The sequence below is a fragment of the Pseudomonas kribbensis genome (assembly GCF_003352185.1).
GTDB classification, from domain to species: Bacteria; Pseudomonadota; Gammaproteobacteria; order Pseudomonadales; family Pseudomonadaceae; genus Aquipseudomonas; species Aquipseudomonas kribbensis.
Window position 1 is genome coordinate 2477054 of sequence record NZ_CP029608.1, and the last position, 17678, is coordinate 2494731.

16 protein-coding genes are annotated in these 17678 nt (G+C 62.1%); 6 read left to right on the top strand and 10 right to left on the bottom strand.

Going from position 1 to position 17678, the window contains the following annotated elements; genetic code table 11:
* Positions 1–5 precede the first annotated feature (5 nt).
* Positions 6–677, bottom strand: a complete 672-nt coding sequence (locus DLD99_RS11495) for a class I SAM-dependent methyltransferase (protein WP_114882274.1) — start codon at positions 675–677, stop codon at positions 6–8.
* 37 nt (positions 678–714) lie between these two features.
* Complete coding sequence (locus tag DLD99_RS11500) at positions 715–1863, bottom strand: GGDEF domain-containing protein (RefSeq protein WP_114882275.1); 1149 nt, start codon at positions 1861–1863, stop codon at positions 715–717.
* 107 nt (positions 1864–1970) lie between these two features.
* On the opposite strand from DLD99_RS11500, the gene DLD99_RS11505 reads away from it, so the two are divergent.
* The gene (locus DLD99_RS11505; protein WP_114882276.1) at positions 1971–2363 is read left to right on the top strand and encodes a GFA family protein; all 393 of its coding nucleotides are present in this window, start codon (positions 1971–1973) and stop codon (positions 2361–2363) included.
* Between the two features lie 38 nt (positions 2364–2401).
* Here the strand turns inward: DLD99_RS11505 and DLD99_RS11510 are convergent, their stop codons facing one another.
* Positions 2402–3232 (bottom strand): alpha/beta fold hydrolase, encoded by an 831-nt coding sequence (locus DLD99_RS11510; RefSeq protein ID WP_114882277.1) that lies wholly within the window; start codon positions 3230–3232, stop codon positions 2402–2404.
* A 227-nt stretch (positions 3233–3459) separates the two neighbouring features.
* Between DLD99_RS11510 and DLD99_RS11515 the strand changes: the two genes are divergently transcribed.
* The 5 genes from DLD99_RS11515 (at position 3460) to DLD99_RS11535 (ending at position 8731) form a co-directional block, all read left to right on the top strand.
* Positions 3460–4359: an acetoacetate decarboxylase family protein gene (locus DLD99_RS11515; RefSeq protein WP_114882278.1), complete on the top strand. Its 900-nt coding sequence runs from the start codon at positions 3460–3462 to the stop codon at positions 4357–4359.
* A 128-nt stretch (positions 4360–4487) separates the two neighbouring features.
* Positions 4488–4943 carry a (2Fe-2S)-binding protein gene (locus DLD99_RS11520; RefSeq protein WP_114882279.1) on the top strand — a complete coding sequence of 152 codons (456 nt, stop codon included), beginning with the start codon at positions 4488–4490 and terminating at the stop codon, positions 4941–4943.
* Positions 4944–4960: 17 nt separating this feature from the next.
* Positions 4961–7123 (top strand): xanthine dehydrogenase family protein molybdopterin-binding subunit, encoded by a 2163-nt coding sequence (locus tag DLD99_RS11525; protein ID WP_114882280.1) that lies wholly within the window; start codon positions 4961–4963, stop codon positions 7121–7123.
* A 1-nt stretch (position 7124) separates the two neighbouring features.
* Positions 7125–7703, top strand: a complete 579-nt coding sequence (locus tag DLD99_RS11530; RefSeq protein WP_114882281.1) for a hypothetical protein — start codon at positions 7125–7127, stop codon at positions 7701–7703.
* Positions 7704–7765: 62 nt separating this feature from the next.
* The gene (locus DLD99_RS11535; RefSeq protein WP_114882282.1) at positions 7766–8731 is read left to right on the top strand and encodes a sensor domain-containing diguanylate cyclase; all 966 of its coding nucleotides are present in this window, start codon (positions 7766–7768) and stop codon (positions 8729–8731) included.
* Between the two features lie 91 nt (positions 8732–8822).
* Here DLD99_RS11535 and DLD99_RS11540 read toward each other — a convergent pair whose 3' ends face one another.
* The 7 genes from DLD99_RS11540 to DLD99_RS11570 form a co-directional block, all read right to left on the bottom strand.
* Positions 8823–9248 (bottom strand): VOC family protein, encoded by a 426-nt coding sequence (locus tag DLD99_RS11540; protein WP_114882283.1) that lies wholly within the window; start codon positions 9246–9248, stop codon positions 8823–8825.
* A 221-nt stretch (positions 9249–9469) separates the two neighbouring features.
* Positions 9470–10264, bottom strand: a complete 795-nt coding sequence (gene fabI / locus DLD99_RS11545; protein WP_085708603.1) for an enoyl-ACP reductase FabI — start codon at positions 10262–10264, stop codon at positions 9470–9472.
* Positions 10265–10283: 19 nt separating this feature from the next.
* A complete protein-coding gene (locus DLD99_RS11550) occupies positions 10284–11894 on the bottom strand; it encodes an ABC transporter ATP-binding protein (RefSeq protein ID WP_114882284.1) in 1611 nt (536 codons plus the stop codon).
* Position 11895: 1 nt separating this feature from the next.
* Positions 11896–12915 (bottom strand): ABC transporter permease, encoded by a 1020-nt coding sequence (locus DLD99_RS11555; RefSeq protein ID WP_085708601.1) that lies wholly within the window; start codon positions 12913–12915, stop codon positions 11896–11898.
* 1 nt (position 12916) lies between these two features.
* Entirely contained in the window at positions 12917–13990 is a 1074-nt protein-coding gene (locus DLD99_RS11560) for a microcin C ABC transporter permease YejB (protein ID WP_085708600.1), read from the bottom strand.
* A 4-nt stretch (positions 13991–13994) separates the two neighbouring features.
* The gene (locus DLD99_RS11565; RefSeq protein ID WP_114882285.1) at positions 13995–15836 is read right to left on the bottom strand and encodes an extracellular solute-binding protein; all 1842 of its coding nucleotides are present in this window, start codon (positions 15834–15836) and stop codon (positions 13995–13997) included.
* Positions 15833–17665 (bottom strand): extracellular solute-binding protein, encoded by a 1833-nt coding sequence (locus tag DLD99_RS11570; protein WP_114882286.1) that lies wholly within the window; start codon positions 17663–17665, stop codon positions 15833–15835. The genes DLD99_RS11565 and DLD99_RS11570 overlap by 4 nt, the downstream gene beginning before the upstream one ends.
* Positions 17666–17678: the final 13 nt, after the last annotated feature.

A 17678-nucleotide genomic window follows, 5' to 3' on the forward strand; every position in this document is an offset into this window, starting at 1 on the left:
CTTTTTCAGCCACGAAGCTCGGCAATCATCAACAACGACTGTGGCACGGGGCTTTGCGGATGCTGCGGCTCGCGCAGGCTGGTCAACTGAAACCCGGCCATGTCCAGCGCATTCAGCCAACTGGACAGGGTGCGGAAATACCACGGCATCGGCTGCCACTGGCCTTTGAAGCCGTCGAAGGTTTCCTCCCGCCAGCCATCCTGATAATCACCGGCGGCCACCGACCATGGATGCAGCGTCTGGATCACCAGCGCGCCGCCGGGGGCGAGCAGGGCGTTCATGGCGGCGAGCAGCGGGATGATGTCCTGATGCAGCAGGGAGAAGTTGGCGCAGATCAGGTCGTAATCGCGGCCTATATCGACCTTCGCCTCAACCAGCTCTTCGTAGCTGGCGACATGCACCGGCGATGAACCGGCCACCCGCGCGGCCTCGGCCAGCGTGGCATCACCATCCGCGCCGACCGCTTCGATCCCGCGTTCAGCCAGCGCCCGCAACAGCCAGCCTTCGCCGCATCCCAGATCGAGCACGCGCTCCGGCTGGCGCCCCATCACCGCCAACAGAATCGCCTGATCGGTGACTTGTTGGCGGCTTTCGATGGCGCCACTGCGGATGGCTTCGGTCCAGGCCTGAGCGTTGTGGCTCCAGCTCTGCAAAAGGATGGATTCAGGCGAGGACATGACGAACTCCAAGAAAGCGGGTGCAGGCAAGGATAGGTCAGGTGCAGTCCGCCAGACGAATCCGGTTGCGTCCGCCGCGCTTGGATTCGTAGAGCGCGCTGTCACCCTGTTCGATCAATGCCGCGAGGCTGGCCGGTGGCTGGTCGAACACCTTGGCGCCGATGCTCAGCGTTACCGCTTCCGGGGTGACGTAGGACTGAGAGGTCATCTGCTGAAACTGCTCACGCAGCTCGCTGCCCAGCACCATGATCTGTTCGTGGGAAGCATCGCCCAGCAACATGACGAATTCATCACCGCCCAGCCTTGCCGCCAGCGCGCCCTGAGGCAGCTGCGAGCGGATCATTTCGCTGAGCGAGATCAGCAGGCGGTCGCCGGCCGTGTGGCCATACAGATCGTTGATCAATTTGAAGTTGTCGATGTCGATCAGCAGCAGGGCGCCGGGGCGGGCGCTGGAGACTTGATCGAGCAGGCGCGGCGCGTGGACTTCGAGGGCGCGGCGGTTGTACAGCGCGGTCAGCGGATCCCGGGCGGCCAGTTCGGCGATCTGTTTTTCCCGGCGGTAACGCTCGGTGCCGGTCATCGACAGCGCGATCAGCATGATTGCCATCGCGCCTTCGACCAGGGAAATCTGGATGATCGTGCCGCGAAACGCCGCCAGGTCGATCAGCGTGCCCGGGAGCACCGCCGTAATTGCCTTGGCAAAATAAAACAGCCCGTGAATCAACAGCACATAACGCAGTTGCACGGCGCCGATGCTCAGCGACTTGCCGTGCGGGCGCAGCAACAGACTGGCTCGCAGCATCAACGCGGCAATTAGCAGCGAGTTGGCCACCAGCATGATCTTCGACCACGAGGGATCTTCCGGTAACAGCAGCAACGCCAGCCACACGAGGAACATCAAGTACCAGGCTCGCGACAACGACCGCCGGGTAAACCGCGCGACGCCCAGCAGGAACAGCCAGTGCGCAACGACCAGCAAACCGTTGGCGAACCAGATGCCGATCAGCGGATAACCGTTGGCGCGCAACAGGGCCAGACTCGAGCCGACGGTGATGGTGGCGAAACCGGCGCTCCAGAACAGCAATGAGGATTCGCGGATGCTGCGCCATTCGACCGCCAGGTAAAGGGCGGCCGCCGCTGCCAGGGCGGTGGAAATGGTCAACATCGTAAGGGGGTCGAGCGCCATGAAGGGAGTGGTCTGTCTGAATGGTGGTAATGGGCCACGATTGTAAGCGTTCCCCCATTGCGCTGCTATTTTCACTCACCGGATATTCCATTTGCGGGAGGTGTGCCATGGATCGACTGACGGGCGGTTGTCTGTGCGGCGCGGTGCGGATCGAAACGGCGGGCCGACCCTGGCGGGTTGGCGTTTGCCATTGTCTGGATTGCCGCAAACACCATGGCGCGCTGTTTGCGTCGGCGGCGATCTTTCCGGCGGAGGCGGTGACCATCACCGGCGAAACCCGTGATTACGACGGGCGGTTTTTCTGCCCGCGCTGCGGGTCGTCGGTGTTCGGGCGCAGTGGTGATGAAATCGAGGTCAGTCTCGGCGCGCTGGATGCGCCCGATCAGTTACAGCCGACTTATGAACTCTGGACGGTGCGGCGCGAGTCGTGGCTGCCGGCGTTTCCATTGGCCAGACACTATGTGGGTAATCGCGAGGGGGCGGGGAGAACCGAAGAGTAGCCGGGGGCAGGTATCGCACCTGACCCCGGCCAATAAAATCAGCCGCGAATAAAGGCCAGCAAATCCGCGTTGATCGTCGGCGCCTCGGTAGTCGGCATGCCGTGAGGGAAGCCCGGATAAATCTTCAGCGTGCTGTTCTTCAGCAGTTTGGCGGAGAGCACACCGGAGTCTTCATACGGAACGATCTGGTCGTCATCGCCGTGCATCACCAGCACCGGGATCGAAATACCTTTCAGGTCTTCGGTGAAGTCGGTCTGTGAGAACGCCACGATCCCATCATAGTGCGCCTTGGCGCCGCCCATCATGCCCTGACGCCACCAGTTGAGCACGACGGGTTCCGAAGGCTTGGCCCCCGGCCGGTTGTAGCCATAGAACGGACCGGCCGGCACATCGTGATAGAACTGCGCACGATTGGCCGCCAATTGGGCCTGAAGATCGTCGAACACCGACTTCGGCAGACCACCCGGATTGCTCTCGGTTTTCACCATGAGGGGCGGCACGGCACTGATGATTGCGGCTTTGGAAACCCTATCCTCGCCATGCCGGGCGATGTAATGGATGACTTCGCCGCCACCGGTGGAGTGGCCGACATGCACGGCTTTCTGCGTCCCCAGATGATTGACCACCGCCGCCACGTCGTCAGCGTAGTGATCCATGTCGTGGCCGTCCCAGACCTGGCTCGAACGCCCGTGACCGCGTCGGTCGTGGGCCACGACCCGGAAGCCCTGGGCGAGGAAGAACAGCATCTGCGCATCCCAATCGTCCGCGCTGAGCGGCCAGCCATGATGGAAGTGGATCACCGGGGCGTCTTTCGGACCCCAGTCCTTGTAGAAGATTTCGACGCCGTCTTTCGTTGTGACATAGCCCATGTTCGCTACTCCTGGAAAATGCGGAACGGAAACGTGAAGGGGGGAAGACAAGCGTTATGAACTCTAGGATTGAAGTGCGCTTTAAGGTCAAACAAGTTCCGAACGGTCATCGCTGGCGTGAATGGTGGGCCATAGCCGTTGTGCGCTTGACCTTAAAGTTTGGTTGAACCTTAGAGTGGCGCTGACCGGCCACCTGCCGGGCCACTCATCGAGAAAGGTCAGCGAACATGAGCAAGCGCTTTACAGAAGTCGAATTCGGATCGCACAAGGTCGAGGTGCTGGAGGGCGGCTACTACGACCGTTTCCGCATGAACCCCGACCTCGACGAAGTGGCCCGGGACAAGGCCGCCGGCAACATCGACTTCTTCCGGCGCATTCCCAAGCAGCAGGTCGCGTCCAGAGTCGGGCCGACCTGGGCGCCGAACTTCTATTACCGATCCGGCAGCGTGCAGTTGCTGTTCCTCGCACCGCTGGACCGCTTGCGCGCCACGTTGCCGGCGCCGCTTGAGCCGCTGCGGGCGTTTCCCGGCTACGGGCTGGTGGCGCTGACGTTTTTCTCTTACTCGGTCTGCGATAACGATCCGTACGACGAAGTCTCCGTGGCGATTGTCGTGCGTCGCCCCGGCGCCCGTGGCTCCCACGCGCTGGAACTGATGGACGCCATGCGCCGACGCAGCTTCACCGCCCATGTGCTGGCGCTGCCGGTGAACACCGAAATCGCCCGGGTGCGCGGTGTGCACGGCTATCAACTGCCCAAATGGCGCGCCGACATCAACGTGAACATCGGCGCTAGCGTCAGTGCTCGCATCGAAGGGCACAAGGGCCTGCCGGACCTGGTACTGAAAGCGCCGCTGCCGACCCTGAAAAACGTCACCCCGCAATCACGCATGAACACCGCCACCATGATTCATCAGGTCGATGGCCTGTGGCACCAGAGCGTGGTGCAGAGCAACACACTATCCTTTGCCCAACGCCTGTTTCCCCGCGATGTGCAGCTGGATCGCAATGGCGGCCCGCTGAGCCAGTTGCTCGATGGCCTCGGGGCTTCGCGGATTCTGCGTCTGGACGTGATCAAGGACGCCCAGATCGTGCTCAACCTGCCGGTGCCGCTGACAGCACAGCCATGACCGGTGGTCGCGGCGGCTGGTCGTCGGGGCAAAATGCGCTTAGCTGAAAGGGATAAGCCGAGGCGTGCACGGTATCGAATGCTGTCGCAACGCCCCTTCAGAACACCGTGAGTCTGAGGAAATCCCCGATGCTGACCTTGAACATCAATGGCAAGGATCAGGAGCTCGATGTCCCCGCGGACATGCCGTTGCTCTGGGTTCTGCGCGATGTCGCGCACCTGACCGGCACCAAGTTCGGTTGTGGCATGGCCCAGTGTGGCGCGTGCACCGTACACGTCGATGGCGCACCGCTGCGATCCTGCATCACCCCGACCACCGCTGTAGCCCATGGGCAGAAGATCCTCACCATCGAAGGTCTCTCGACCGACGGCTCGCACCCGGTGCAACAGGCCTGGGCCGAGCTGGACGTGGTGCAGTGTGGCTACTGCCAGTCCGGGCAGATCATGTCCGCCGCCGCGTTGCTGGCGAAAATCCCCAAACCCACCGACAGCGACATCGATCAGGCGCTCTCCGGCAACATCTGCCGCTGCGGCACCTATCCAAGAATCCGCGCAGCGGTCAAACGTGCCGCCGACATCGGCTGAGCGAGGGGAGGTGAGTGATGAACAGTCCTGTATCCCGTCGCGGATTTCTCAAGGGCAGTGCGGTACTTGGCGGTGGTCTGGTGGTGGCGTTTGTGGTGCCCGGTGGCAACCGGTTTGCCACGGCGGCGGAAAATGAAGGCAAGGCCTTTGCGCCGAACGCGTTCCTGCGGATTGCGCCGGACAACAGCGTCACCGTGCTGCTCGGCCATTCGGAAATGGGTCAGGGCATCTGGACCGGCCTGACCATGTTGATCGCCGAAGAACTGGACGCCGACTGGTCGAAGATCCGCGTCGAGCACTCGCCGGCCTCGGCTGCCGATTACGGCATGCCGGCGTTTGGCGGGATGCAGATCACCGGTGGGTCGACCTCGACCTGGATGGAGTTCGACCGTTATCGGCTCGCGGGAGCCACCGCGCGGCAGATGTTGATCGAGGCGGCGGCCAAGCGTTTCAACGTGGCGCCCTCGACGATTCGCACCGAATCCGGCGTGGTGATTGCCGGCGACAACCGCGCCACCTACGGCGAACTGGCGGATGCCGCCGGGCAACTGCCGGTGCCGGATCCGAAGTCGATCACCTTCAAGGAGGCCAAAGACTGGAAAATCATCGGTAAACCCACCAAACGCCTCGACACCCCGGAGAAAATCACCGGCCGCGCCAAGTTCGGTATGGACGTGCAGTTCGACGGACTGATGACGGCGATGGTCGCCCGGGCGCCGGTGTTTGGCGCCAGCGTCAAATCCTTTGAAGGCGCGCAGGCACTGGCCGTTCCCGGTGTACGCAAAGTGGTGCAGGTGCCGACCGGCGTGGCGGTGATTGCTGATCACTACTGGGCGGCGAAGCTCGGTCGTGATGCATTGAAAGTCGATTGGGATCTGGGGCCACACGCGGATCTGAGCAGCGAAAAGCTGCTGGAGAGTTTCCGCAAACTCGCGGCCACACCGGGAATTTCCGCCAGTCAGGCCGGGGATGCCAAGGGCAGCTTTGGCAAAGCGGCGAAGAAAATCGATGTCGAGTACAGCGTTCCGTATCTGGCTCATGCGCCGATGGAGCCGCTCAACTGCACGGTGAAGATCACCGCCGACAAATGCGAGATCTGGACCGGCACACAATTTCAGACGCTGGACCAAATGATCGCCGGCAAGATCACCGGACTCAAACCCGAGCAGGTGGAAATCCACACCGAATTCCTCGGTGGCGGCTTCGGTCGGCGGGCCAACCCGACCTCGGACTTTGTCGCCGAAGCGGTGCAAGTGGCGAAGGCTGCCGTGATGCCGGTGAAAACCGTGTGGTCGCGGGAGGATGACATTCGCGGCGGCTACTACCGCTCGATGTTCCTGCATCAGGCGCGGATCGGCCTCGGTGCCGACGGCATGCCGCTGGCGTGGCAGCATGTGCTGGTGGGGCAGTCGATCATGGCCGGCACCATGCTGGAAAAAACCATGGTCAATAACGGCGTCGATCAGACCTCGGTCGAGGGCGTGGCGGACAGTCCTTACATCCAGGGGCTGGCGGATCATCAGGTCGATCTGCATTCGCCGGCCACCGGGATCAACGTGCTGTGGCTGCGCTCGGTGGGCCACAGCCACACCGCGTTTGTCATGGAGTCGCTGATCGATGAGATGGCCACGGCGGCGGGCAAGGACCCGGTGGAATACCGGCGAACGTTGCTCAAGGATCACGCCCGACACCTTGGCGTGTTGAATCTGGCGGTGGAGAAGGCCAACTGGAAAGCGCCGCTGCCCGACGGCCATGCGCTGGGCGTTGCGGTGCACGAGTCATTCGGAAGCTATGTGGCGCAAGTTGCCGAGGTGTCCCAGGACAACCTGAAGATCCGCGTACACCGGGTGGTGTGTGCGGTGGATTGCGGGATTGCGGTCAACCCGCAGAGCATCGCCGCGCAGATGGAGTCGTGCATCACCTTCGGCCTGGGCATGGCGTTGCACAGCAAGCTGACGCTCAAGGACGGTCAGGTCGTGCAGTCCAACTATCACGACTATCAAGTGCTGCGGCTGAACGAGATGCCGGTGGTCGAGGTGCATATCATGCCGAGCACGGACAAGCCCGGTGGCATCGGCGAGGCCGGTGTGCCGCCCACCGCGCCGGCGGTGGCCAACGCGGTGTTCGCCCTGACCGGGCAGCGCCTGCGGGAACTGCCGCTGCAACTGTCGGGGGTGTGAGATGAAACGACATCTGTTGTTGGGCACGGTGATTCTGGTCGGTCTGGGCGGTTACGCTTCGGACCTGTTCGCTGACGATCAGGAAGCCCTGAAGGCCTTTGGCACGGTGCAGAAAGTGTTCCAGAGCCCGCGTTGCCAGAACTGCCACATTCCCGGGGATTCACCGTTGCAGTTCGACGCCGGCACCCCCCACGCGATGAACGTGGTGCGCGGCATGGACGGCAAGGGCGCCGCCGGTTTGCCCTGCGCCACCTGCCACGCCGAGAGCAATCCTCCGGCCAGTTACGGCCCCCATGCGCCACCGGGTGCGCCGCACTGGAGCCTGCCGCCGGCATCGCACAAGATGGCCTGGATTGGCCTGCCGCCGGATCGCCTGTGCGCGATGATCAAGGACCGCAGCAGCAACGGCGACCGGGACTTCGCCGCGCTGATCAAGCACGTCAGCGAGGACAAACTGGTGCTCTGGGGCTGGGATCCCGGAGCAGGACGGCAACCGGTGCCGGTGCCCCACGACATCTTCGTCAGTCAGTTCAAGCTGTGGGCGGATGCCGGAGGGCCATGCCCGGTGGCCGGCGGATGAGCATTTGAGTCATCGCCGAATCGGTCTACGCTAAAGACCACTGATGACAATGGAGTGTACTGATGCTGGTTCCAGGCAAACCCGCCAATGAGGCGGCTCGGGTTCAGGCGCTGTATGGATTGAACCTCCTCGATACTGCCCCCGAAGAACGCTTCGACCGCCTGACCCGTCTGGCCAGGCGCCTGTTCAATGTACCGATTGCGCTGGTCACGCTGGTGGACAAGGAGCGGCAATGGTTCAAGTCCTGCGTGGGGCTGGACACTACCGAAACGCCACGTTCTGTTTCGTTCTGCGGCCACGCGATTCTCAAGGATGAACTGCTGCTGGTGCCCGATGCCCGCGAGGACGAGCGTTTTCACGACAATCCGTTGGTGACCGGCGATCCGAACATCCGCTTCTACGCCGGTTACCCGCTGACCGTGCCCAACGGCAACAAGATGGGCACCTTGTGCCTGATCGACACCAAACCCCGCGAACTCGACGACGAAGAACGCGAGTTGCTGCGTGATCTCGCCGGCATGGCCGAGCAGGAACTGATGGCCGTGCAGATGGCGAGCATGGACGAGCTGACGCTGCTGTCCAACCGCCGGGGCTTCAAGATGCTGGCCCAGCATGCGCTGGACGCCTGCGCACGGATGGACAAACCGGCGACGCTGCTGTTTTTCGACCTCAATGATTTCAAGCAGATCAACGATCTTTATGGGCACGCCGAGGGCGACAGCGCGCTCAAGACCTTCGCCGATGTGTTGCGCATTGCCTTTCGCGAGAGCGACGTGGTCGGGCGCTTGGGTGGCGATGAATTCGTGGCGCTGCTGACCGGCTCCAGCCACATCGAAACCACGGCAATCATGGCGCGGCTCAAGGAAATCCTCGAGGAGCGCAATGCCACGTTGCACCGGGGTTACGCGATTCGCTTCAGTGTCGGGCAGATCGAATACGACCCGCGACGGCATGAAACCGTGGACAAGCTGTTGGCGGATGCGGATGGGGCGATGTATGCCCATAAGCAGGCCTTGAAGCGCTGCTAATGCTGGCCCTATCGCCAGCAGGCTGGCTCCCACAATTTGAATGCATTACCTGTGGGAGCTAGCCTGCTAGCGATGGCGTTGGCACCAAGGATCACTTGGCAAACAACTGCCCGATATCCTTGAACGCCTTGAACTCCAGCGCATTGCCGCACGGGTCGAACAGAAACATCGTCGCCTGCTCGCCCACCTGACCCTGAAAACGAATCCCCGGCTCGATCACAAACCGCGTGCCCAGCGATTTCAGGCGCTCGGCCAGCGCGTGCCATTCCTCCATCCCCAGCACCATACCAAAATGCGGCACCGGCACGTCATGCCCGTCCACAGCGTTGGTGTGGGCGGCTTCTTGCGAGGCGTTTTTCGGCGCCAGGTGAATCACCAGTTGATGACCGAAGAAATTGAAGTCGACCCAGTGATCGCTGGAGCGGCCCTCTTCGAGGCCAAACACTTCACGGTAAAAATGCCGGGCGGTGGCGAGGTCGTATACGGGAATGGCCAGATGGAAAGGGCTGAGTTGCATGGGAAGGCCTCAATCGACGGTTGGGTGACCTGAGTCTAGCGCTGTGCTTTTCAATTGTGGGAGCGAGCCTGCTCGCGATGACGGTATCAGGCGCACCGGGGGCGTGGATTGATACATCGCGATCAGTCAGCAGGCTGAATCACACAGAAAAACGATATTGCTCAAATCGCAGGCAATAAAAAGCCCGCCAATCGGCGGGCTTTTTATCGGCAGCGCGAAGATTACTCTTCGATGTTGCCCATGGCGGTGGTGTTGAAGCCGCCGTCCACGTAGGTGATTTCACCGCTGATGCCGGACGCCAGGTCCGAGCACAGGAAGGCGCCGACGTTGCCGACTTCTTCGATGGTGACGTTGCGACGCAGCGGGGTCTGCGCTTCGTTGGCGGCCAGCATCTTGCGGAAGCTCTTGATGCCGGAAGCGGCCAGGGTGCGGATCGGGCCGGCCGATACGCAGTTGACGCGAGTGCCTTCCGGGCCCAGGGAGCCGGCCAGGTAACGGACGCCGGCTTCCAGCGAAGCCTTGGCCATACCCATGACGTTGTAGTTCGGCATGGTGCGCTCGGCGCCCAGGTAGGACAGGGTCAGCAGGCTGCCGTTGCGGCCCTTCATCATTTCGCGACCGGCCTTGGCCAGGGCGACGAAGCTGTAGGCGCTGATGTCGTGGGAGATGCGGTAGCCTTCACGGGTGGTGACTTCGGTGAAGTCGCCGTCCAGTTGATCGCCCGGTGCGAAGCCCACGGAGTGCACGATGCAGTCCAGGCCGTCCCACTTCTTGCTCAGTTCTTCGAAGACCTTGGCGATTTCCGCATCGCTGGCCACGTCGCACGGGAAGCACAGCTCAGGGCTCGAACCCCAGCCCTGTGCGAACTCTTCAACGCGACCTTTCAGTTTTTCGTTCTGATAAGTGAAGGCAAGCTCAGCGCCCTCGCGATGCATGGCGGCAGCGATGCCGGATGCGATGGACAGCTTGCTGGCGACACCGACGATCAGTACGCGCTTACCGGCGAGAAAACCCATGTGTTGCTCCTCTTTCAGGTTATTGCGCAGTGGCTGGTGCCAGAAAAGCGGCTTCCAGCAACTGCTGTGTATACGGATGTTGGGGGGCGGCAAAAATACTTTGCGCGTCTCCCTGTTCGACCACTTGGCCATGCTTGACCACCATCAACTGGTGGCTCAGCGCTTTCACAACAGCCAGGTCATGGCTGATGAACAAATACGTCAGGTTGTACTTGGCTTGCAGTGAACGCAACAGCTCCACCACTTGCCGCTGCACCGTCCGGTCGAGGGCCGAAGTCGGCTCGTCCAGAAGGATCAGCGCCGGTTTGAGCACCAAGGCCCGGGCAATGGCGATACGCTGCCGCTGCCCACCGGAAAATTCGTGGGGGTAGCGGTGCCGGGTTTCCGGATCCAGACCTACCTCCTTCAATGCCGCAATAATCGCCGCTTCCTGCTCGGCGGCGGTACCCATCCTGTGGATCCGCAGGCCTTCGCCAACGATGTCGCTTACGCACATCCGCGGGCTCAGGCTGCCGAACGGGTCCTGGAACACCACCTGCATCTCCCGACGCAACGGGCGAACCTCGTTCTGCGTCAGGCAGTCTAGCTGCTTGCCCTCAAAACGGATCGCGCCTTTGCTGCCGATCAACCGCAAGATCGCCAGACCGAGAGTGGATTTGCCGGAACCGCTTTCCCCCACGATCCCCAGGGTCTGACCCTGAGGCAGGCTGAAATTGATGCCGTCCACTGCCTTGACGTGATCCACCGTGCGTTTGAGCAGGCCTTTCTTGATCGGGAACCAGACTTTCAAGTCCTCGACCTGCAACAGCGGCGCGCCGATTTTATTGCTCGCCGGGCCTCCGCTGGGCTCCGCCGCCAGCAGCTCCCGAGTGTACGGATGCTGCGGAGAACGGAACAGCTCTGCGCACGATGCCTGTTCGACGATGCAACCGCGCTGCATGACACATACGCGATGCGCAATTCTTCGCACCAGGTTCAAATCGTGACTGATCAGTAGCAGCGCCATGCCCAATCGAGCCTGCAATTCCTTGAGCAGGTCGAGGATTTTCAGCTGAACGGTCACGTCCAGCGCGGTGGTCGGCTCGTCGGCGATCAGCAGTTCCGGCTCGTTGGCCAGGGCCATGGCGATCATCACCCGCTGGCGCTGGCCGCCAGACAACTCGTGGGGCAGGGCCTTGAGGCGCTTGTGCGGCTCGGGGATGCCGACCATTTCCAGCAGCTCCAGCGTGCGCTTGGTCGCGACCTTGCCGCTCAGGCCTTTGTGGATGCCGAGGATCTCGTTGATCTGTTTTTCGATGGAGTGCAGCGGGTTGAGCGAGGTCATCGGTTCCTGGAAGATCATCGCGATCCGGTTGCCACGGATATGACGGATGGTCTTTTCGCTCAGTTCCAGCAGGTTCTGCCCGGAATAAGTGATGCTGCCGGCCGGATGCCGGGCCAGCGGGTAGGGCAGCAGGCGCAGGATCGAGTGCGCCGTCACCGACTTGCCCGAGCCCGATTCGCCCACCAGCGCCAGAGTCTCGCCACGCTTGATGTCGAAACTCACACCTTCGACCACCCGGTGCGCGCGATCGCCCGTGCCGAATTCGACGGCGAGGTCGCGGATTTCGATCAGATTGTCCTGATTCATTTCACTTCCTCGGGTCGAAGGCATCGCGAGCGGACTCGCCGATAAACACCAGCAGGCTCAGCATCAGCGCCAGCACCGCAAACGCGCTCATGCCCAGCCACGGCGCCTGCAGGTTGGATTTACCCTGAGCCACCAGTTCACCCAGCGACGGACTGCCGGCCGGCAAGCCGAAACCGAGGAAATCCAGCGCGGTGAGGGTGCCGATGGCGCCGGTCAGGATGAACGGCATGAAGGTCATGGTCGAGACCATGGCGTTGGGCAGGATGTGGCGAAACATGATCGCGCCGTTCTGCATCCCCAGCGCCCGGGCCGCACGCACGTATTCGAGGTTGCGCCCGCGCAGGAACTCGGCGCGCACCACGTCCACCAGGCTCATCCACGAGAACAGCAGCATGATCCCCAGCAGCCACCAGAAATTCGGCTGGACGAAGCTGGCGAGAATGATCAGCAGGTACAGCACCGGCAAACCCGACCAGATCTCCAGAAAGCGCTGGCCGGCCAAATCCACCCAGCCGCCATAGAAGCCCTGCAACGCGCCGGCGATCACGCCGATGATCGAGCTGAGCACGGTCAGGGTCAGGGCGAACAGCACGGAAATCCGGAAGCCGTAGATCACCCGCGCCAGCACATCGCGGCCCTGATCGTCGGTGCCCAGCAGGTTCACCGTCGAGGGCGGGGCAGGGGCCGGGACTTTCAGGTCGTAGTTGATGCTCTGGTAACTGAACGGAATCGGTGCCCACAGCACCCACGCGTCCTTGGCCTTGAGCAGCTCCTGAATGTACGGGCTCTTGTAGTTGGCTTCCAGCGGGAACTCGCCGCCGAAGGTGGTTTCCGGATAGCGCTTGATCGCCGGGAAGTACCAGTTGTTGTCGTAGTGCACCACCAGCGGCTTGTCGTTGGCGATCAGTTCGGCGCCGAGGCTCAGGCCGAACAGGATCAGGAACAGCCACAGCGACCACCAGCCACGCTTGTTGGCCTTGAACAGTTCGAAGCGCCGGCGGTTGAGCGGGGACAGGTTCATCTCAATGCTCCCGGCTGGCGAAGTCGATGCGTGGATCGACCAGGGTGTAGGTGAGGTCGCCGATCAGTTTCACCACCAGCCCCAGCAGGGTGAAGATGAACAGGGTGCCGAACACCACCGGGTAATCGCGGTTGATCGCCGCTTCGAAACTCATCAGGCCGAGGCCGTCGAGGGAGAAGATCACCTCCACCAGCAGCGAGCCGGTGAAGAAGATGCCGATGAACGCCGACGGAAACCCGGCAATCACCAGCAGCATCGCATTGCGGAATACATGGCCGTAGAGCACGCGATGGCGGGTCAGGCCCTTGGCTTTGGCGGTGACCACGTACTGCTTGTTGATCTCGTCGAGAAAGCTGTTCTTGGTCAGCAGGGTCATGGTCGCGAAGTTGCCGATCACCAGCGCCGTCACCGGCAGCGCCAGGTGCCAGAAGTAGTCGAGGACCTTGCCGCCCAGGCTCAACTCGTCAAAGTTGTTCGAGGTCAGGCCGCGTAGCGGAAACCAGTCCAGATAACTGCCGCCGGCAAACACAACGATCAGCAGAATCGCAAAGAGGAACGCCGGGATCGCATAACCGACGATGATCGCCGAACTGGTCCAGACGTCGAAGTGACTGCCGTGCCGCGTGGCCTTGGCGATCCCCAGCGGGATCGACACCAGGTACATGATCAGCGTGCTCCACAGCCCGAGCGAGATCGACACTGGCATCTTCTCCTTGATCAGGTCGATGACCTTGGCGTCGCGGAAAAAGCTGTCGCCGAAGTCCAGCCGCGCGTAGTTCTTGACCATGATCCACAGCCGTTCCGGCGCCGACTTGTCGAAACCGTACATGTGCTCGATTTCCTTGATCAGCGCCGGGTCCAGACCTTGCGCGCCGCGATAGGCGGAGCCGGCCACCGACACTTCGGCGCCGCCGCCGGCGATGCGGCTGGTGGCGCCTTCGAAGCCTTCGAGCTTGGCGATCATCTGCTCAACCGGTCCGCCGGGCGCGGCCTGGATGATCACGAAATTGATCAGCAGAATGCCGAACAGGGTCGGGATGATCAGCAACAGTCGCCGAAAAATATACGCCAGCATCTGATTACTCCGTGCCCACAGGGTCGGCTTGCAGTTGGGTTTGCACTTCTACCGCAGGTTTCGTGTCGGGCTTGACCCACCAGGTATTAATGCCGATGTCGTACTTGGGGGAGACTTTCGGGTGGCCGATGTGGTTCCAGTAAGCTACGCGCCAGGTCTTGATGTGCCAGTTGGGGATCACGTAGTAACCCCATTGCAGCACGCGGTCCAGCGCCCGGGCGTGGGCCACCAGACTTTTGCGCGAGTCGGCGTTGATCAGGCTCTCGACCAGTTGATCGACGATCGGGTCTTTCAGGCCCATGGAGTTGCGGCTGCTCGGTTTGTCGGCGGCGGCACTCATCCAGAATTCCCGTTGTTCGTTGCCCGGTGAGTTGGATTGCGGGAAGCTGCCGACGATCATGTCGAAATCCCGCGAACGCACGCGGTTCACGTACTGCGAGACGTCGACGCGGCGGATCACCAGATCGATGCCAAGGTCGGCGAGGTTACGCTTGAACGGCAGCAGCACCCGCTCGAATTCGGTCTGGGCCAGCAGGAATTCGATGACTACCGGTTTGCCGGTGGTGTCGACCATTTTGTCGTCGACGATCTTCCAGCCGGCCTCTTGCAGCAGTTGATAGGCCTCGCGTTGCTGCAGGCGGATCATGCCGCTGGCGTCGGTCTTGGGGTTTTCGAAGGCTTCGCTGAACACCTGCGCCGGGAGCTGGCGCCGGAACGGGTCGAGGATCGCCAGTTGATCGGCGTCCGGCAGGCCGGTGGCGGCCATTTCCGAGTTCTCGAAATAACTGCGGGTGCGCACGTAGGCGCTGTTGAACAGCTGCTTGTTGGTCCATTCGAAGTCGAGCAGCAGACCCAATGCCTGGCGCACGCGAACGTCCTGGAACACCGGACGGCGCAGGTTGAAGACGAAACCCTGCATGCCGGTCGGGTTGCCGTTGGGGATCAGTTCCTTGACCAGTCGGCCTTCGGTGACCGCCGGGATGTTGTAGGCGTTGGCCCAGTTCTTCGCGGTCATTTCCAGCCAGTAGTCGAACTGCCCGGCCTTCAGCGCTTCGAGGGCGACGGTGTTGTCGCGGAAGTAGTCGGTGGTCATCACATCGAAATTGTAGAAACCGCGATTGACCGGCAGGTCCTTGCCCCAGTAATCCTTGACCCGCTCGTAACGCACCGAGCGCCCGGCCTTCACTTCGGCGACCCTGTACGGGCCGCTGCCCAGCGGGATTTCCAGATTGCCCTTGTTGAAATCGCGACTGGCCCACCAGTGTTTCGGCAGCACCGGTAACTGGCCGAGGATCAGCGGCAGCTCGCGATTGTTGTTGTGCTTGAACTTGAACAGCACCGTGAGCGGGTCTTCGGCGACGGCTTCTTCGACATCGCTGTAGTAGCCGCGAAACATCGGCGAGCCTTCTTTCGTCAGGGTCTCGAAGCTGAACACTACGTCTTCGGCACGCACCGGGTGGCCGTCATGGAAACGCGCTTCGGGGCGCAGGTAGAAACGCACCCAGCTGTTGTCCGGGGCCTTTTCGATCTTGCCGGCGATCAGGCCGTACTCGGTGAACGGCTCGTCGAGGCTATGCCGGGTCAGGGTGTCGTAGATCTGCCCGACGTCATCGGCCGGCACGCCTTTGCTGATGAACGGGTTGAGGCTGTCGAAGCCGCCGAAACCGGCCTGACGGAAAACCCCGCCCTTGGGCGCATTGGGGTCGACGTAATCGAAATGCTTGAAATCGGCGGGGTATTTCGGCGGCTCGTTGTACAGGGTCACGGCGTGTTGCGGGGCGGCGCAGGCCAGCCCGGCGAACAACAGGCCGCAAGCCTGCACGAGCAGGGTGCGAACGGCGTTCATTGACCTTTCTCCGAAGATTTCAGCCACCACGCGCTCAGGCCCAGGGTGTAGGGCGGCGTGGTGACGAAGGCGAACCGGTTGCGGTACGCCAGACGGTGATAATTGAGGTACCAGTTGGGAATGCTGTAGTGCTGCCAGAGCAGCACGCGGTCCAGCGCCTTGCCGGCGGCGACCTGTTCATCGCGGGTGCGGGCGGCGAGCAGTTGCTCGAGCAGATGATCGACCACCGGGTTGGCGATGCCCGCGTAATTCTTGCTGCCCTTGACCCCGACCTGGCTGGAGTGGAAGTACTGCCACTGTTCCAGCCCCGGGCTGAGGGTCTGGTTGAGGGTCATGAGGATCATGTCGAAGTCGAACTGATCCAGGCGCTGCTTGTATTGCGCGCGATCCACCGTGCGCAACCGCGCGTCGATGCCGATGCTGTTGAGGTTCTCGATGTACGGCTGGAGGATCCGCTCAAGGTTCGGATTGACCAGCAGCAGTTCGAAACTCAGCGGTTGCCCGGCGGCGTTCTGCAAGCGTTGGCCATTGAGCTTCCAGCCGGCCTCGGCCAGCAGCGCGAGGGCCTTGCGCATGGTTTCCCGGGGAATGCCGCGTCCGTCAGTCTTTGGCAGCGTGAACGGCTCGGTGAACAGCCGGGCCGGCAGTTGATCCTTGTACGGCTTGAGCATCAGCCATTCGTGACCGACCGGCAGGCCGCTGGCGCTGAATTCACTGTTCGGGTAGTAACTGGTGGTGCGCTGGTAGGCATCGCTGAACAGCGCGCGGTTGGTCCACTCGAAGTCGAACATCAGACCCAGGGCTTCGCGGGTCTTGACGTCCGAGAAGGTGGCTCGCCGGGTGTTCATGAACAGGCCCTGGCTCTGGGTCGGGATCTGGTGCGGGATCTGCGCCTTGATCACGTCGCCACGGCGGACCGCCGGGAAGTTGTAGCCATTGGCCCAGTTCTTCGCCTGATGCTCGATATAGATGTCGAACTCGCCGGCCTTGAACGCTTCGAAGGCCACGTCGCTGTCGCGATAGAACTCGACTTCCATGCGATCGAAGTTGTATTTGCCGCGATTGACCGGCAAGTCCTTGCCCCAGTAATCCTTGACCCGTTCGAAAATCAGCTGCCGTCCCGGCGTCACCGAGGTGATGCGATATGGCCCGCTGCCGAGCGGCGGCTCGAAGGTGGTGGCCTTGAAGTCGCGGCCCTTCCAGTAATGCTGGGGCAGCACCGGCAGCTCGCCCAGGCGCAGGATCAGCAGCGGATTGCCCGAGCGCTTCATGATGAAGCGAATGCGCTGCGGGTTGAGGATATCGACCCGCGACACTTCCTGAAGCGCCGTGCGGTACAGCGGATGACCTTCCTTGAGCAGCGTCCGATAGGAGAACGCCACGTCGTAGGCGGTGATCGGCGTGCCATCGTGGAAGCGCGCTTCCGGGCGCAGATTGAACACCACCCAGCTGCGGTCTTCGCTGTATTCCACCGATTGCGCGATCAGGCCATAGCTGGAGGCCGGCTCATCGCCGGACGGCGAATACTGGCCGGTGCCGACCATCAGCGGCTCGTTCAGCTCGTTGATGCCGTACTGCAGGAAATTCGGGGTGGTGACCGGGCTGGTGCCCTTGAAGGTGTAGGGATTGAGCGTATCGAAGGTGCCAAACGCCATCACCCGCAAGGTGCCGCCCTTGGGCGCTTGCGGGTTGACCCAGTCGAAGTGGGTAAATCTGGCCGGGTACTTGAGCGTGCCGAACTGCGCATAACCGTGGCTTTCGGTGATCGTGGCGCTGACGGGGGAGCTCAAGGCCAGGCTGATCAGGAGCAGGAGGAGGGGACGCTTCAAGTCAGATCCGATC

Coding starts and splice junctions, on each gene's coding strand:
- DLD99_RS11495 (WP_114882274.1), bottom strand. CDS start 677: ATGTCCTCGCCTGAATCCATCCTTTTGCAGAGCTGGAGCCACAACGCT.
- DLD99_RS11500 (WP_114882275.1), bottom strand. CDS start 1,863: ATGGCGCTCGACCCCCTTACGATGTTGACCATTTCCACCGCCCTGGCA.
- DLD99_RS11505 (WP_114882276.1), top strand. CDS start 1,971: ATGGATCGACTGACGGGCGGTTGTCTGTGCGGCGCGGTGCGGATCGAA.
- DLD99_RS11510 (WP_114882277.1), bottom strand. CDS start 3,232: ATGGGCTATGTCACAACGAAAGACGGCGTCGAAATCTTCTACAAGGAC.
- DLD99_RS11515 (WP_114882278.1), top strand. CDS start 3,460: ATGAGCAAGCGCTTTACAGAAGTCGAATTCGGATCGCACAAGGTCGAG.
- DLD99_RS11520 (WP_114882279.1), top strand. CDS start 4,488: ATGCTGACCTTGAACATCAATGGCAAGGATCAGGAGCTCGATGTCCCC.
- DLD99_RS11525 (WP_114882280.1), top strand. CDS start 4,961: ATGAACAGTCCTGTATCCCGTCGCGGATTTCTCAAGGGCAGTGCGGTA.
- DLD99_RS11530 (WP_114882281.1), top strand. CDS start 7,125: ATGAAACGACATCTGTTGTTGGGCACGGTGATTCTGGTCGGTCTGGGC.
- DLD99_RS11535 (WP_114882282.1), top strand. CDS start 7,766: ATGCTGGTTCCAGGCAAACCCGCCAATGAGGCGGCTCGGGTTCAGGCG.
- DLD99_RS11540 (WP_114882283.1), bottom strand. CDS start 9,248: ATGCAACTCAGCCCTTTCCATCTGGCCATTCCCGTATACGACCTCGCC.
- fabI (WP_085708603.1), bottom strand. CDS start 10,264: ATGGGTTTTCTCGCCGGTAAGCGCGTACTGATCGTCGGTGTCGCCAGC.
- DLD99_RS11550 (WP_114882284.1), bottom strand. CDS start 11,894: ATGAATCAGGACAATCTGATCGAAATCCGCGACCTCGCCGTCGAATTC.
- DLD99_RS11555 (WP_085708601.1), bottom strand. CDS start 12,915: ATGAACCTGTCCCCGCTCAACCGCCGGCGCTTCGAACTGTTCAAGGCC.
- DLD99_RS11560 (WP_085708600.1), bottom strand. CDS start 13,990: ATGCTGGCGTATATTTTTCGGCGACTGTTGCTGATCATCCCGACCCTG.
- DLD99_RS11565 (WP_114882285.1), bottom strand. CDS start 15,836: ATGAACGCCGTTCGCACCCTGCTCGTGCAGGCTTGCGGCCTGTTGTTC.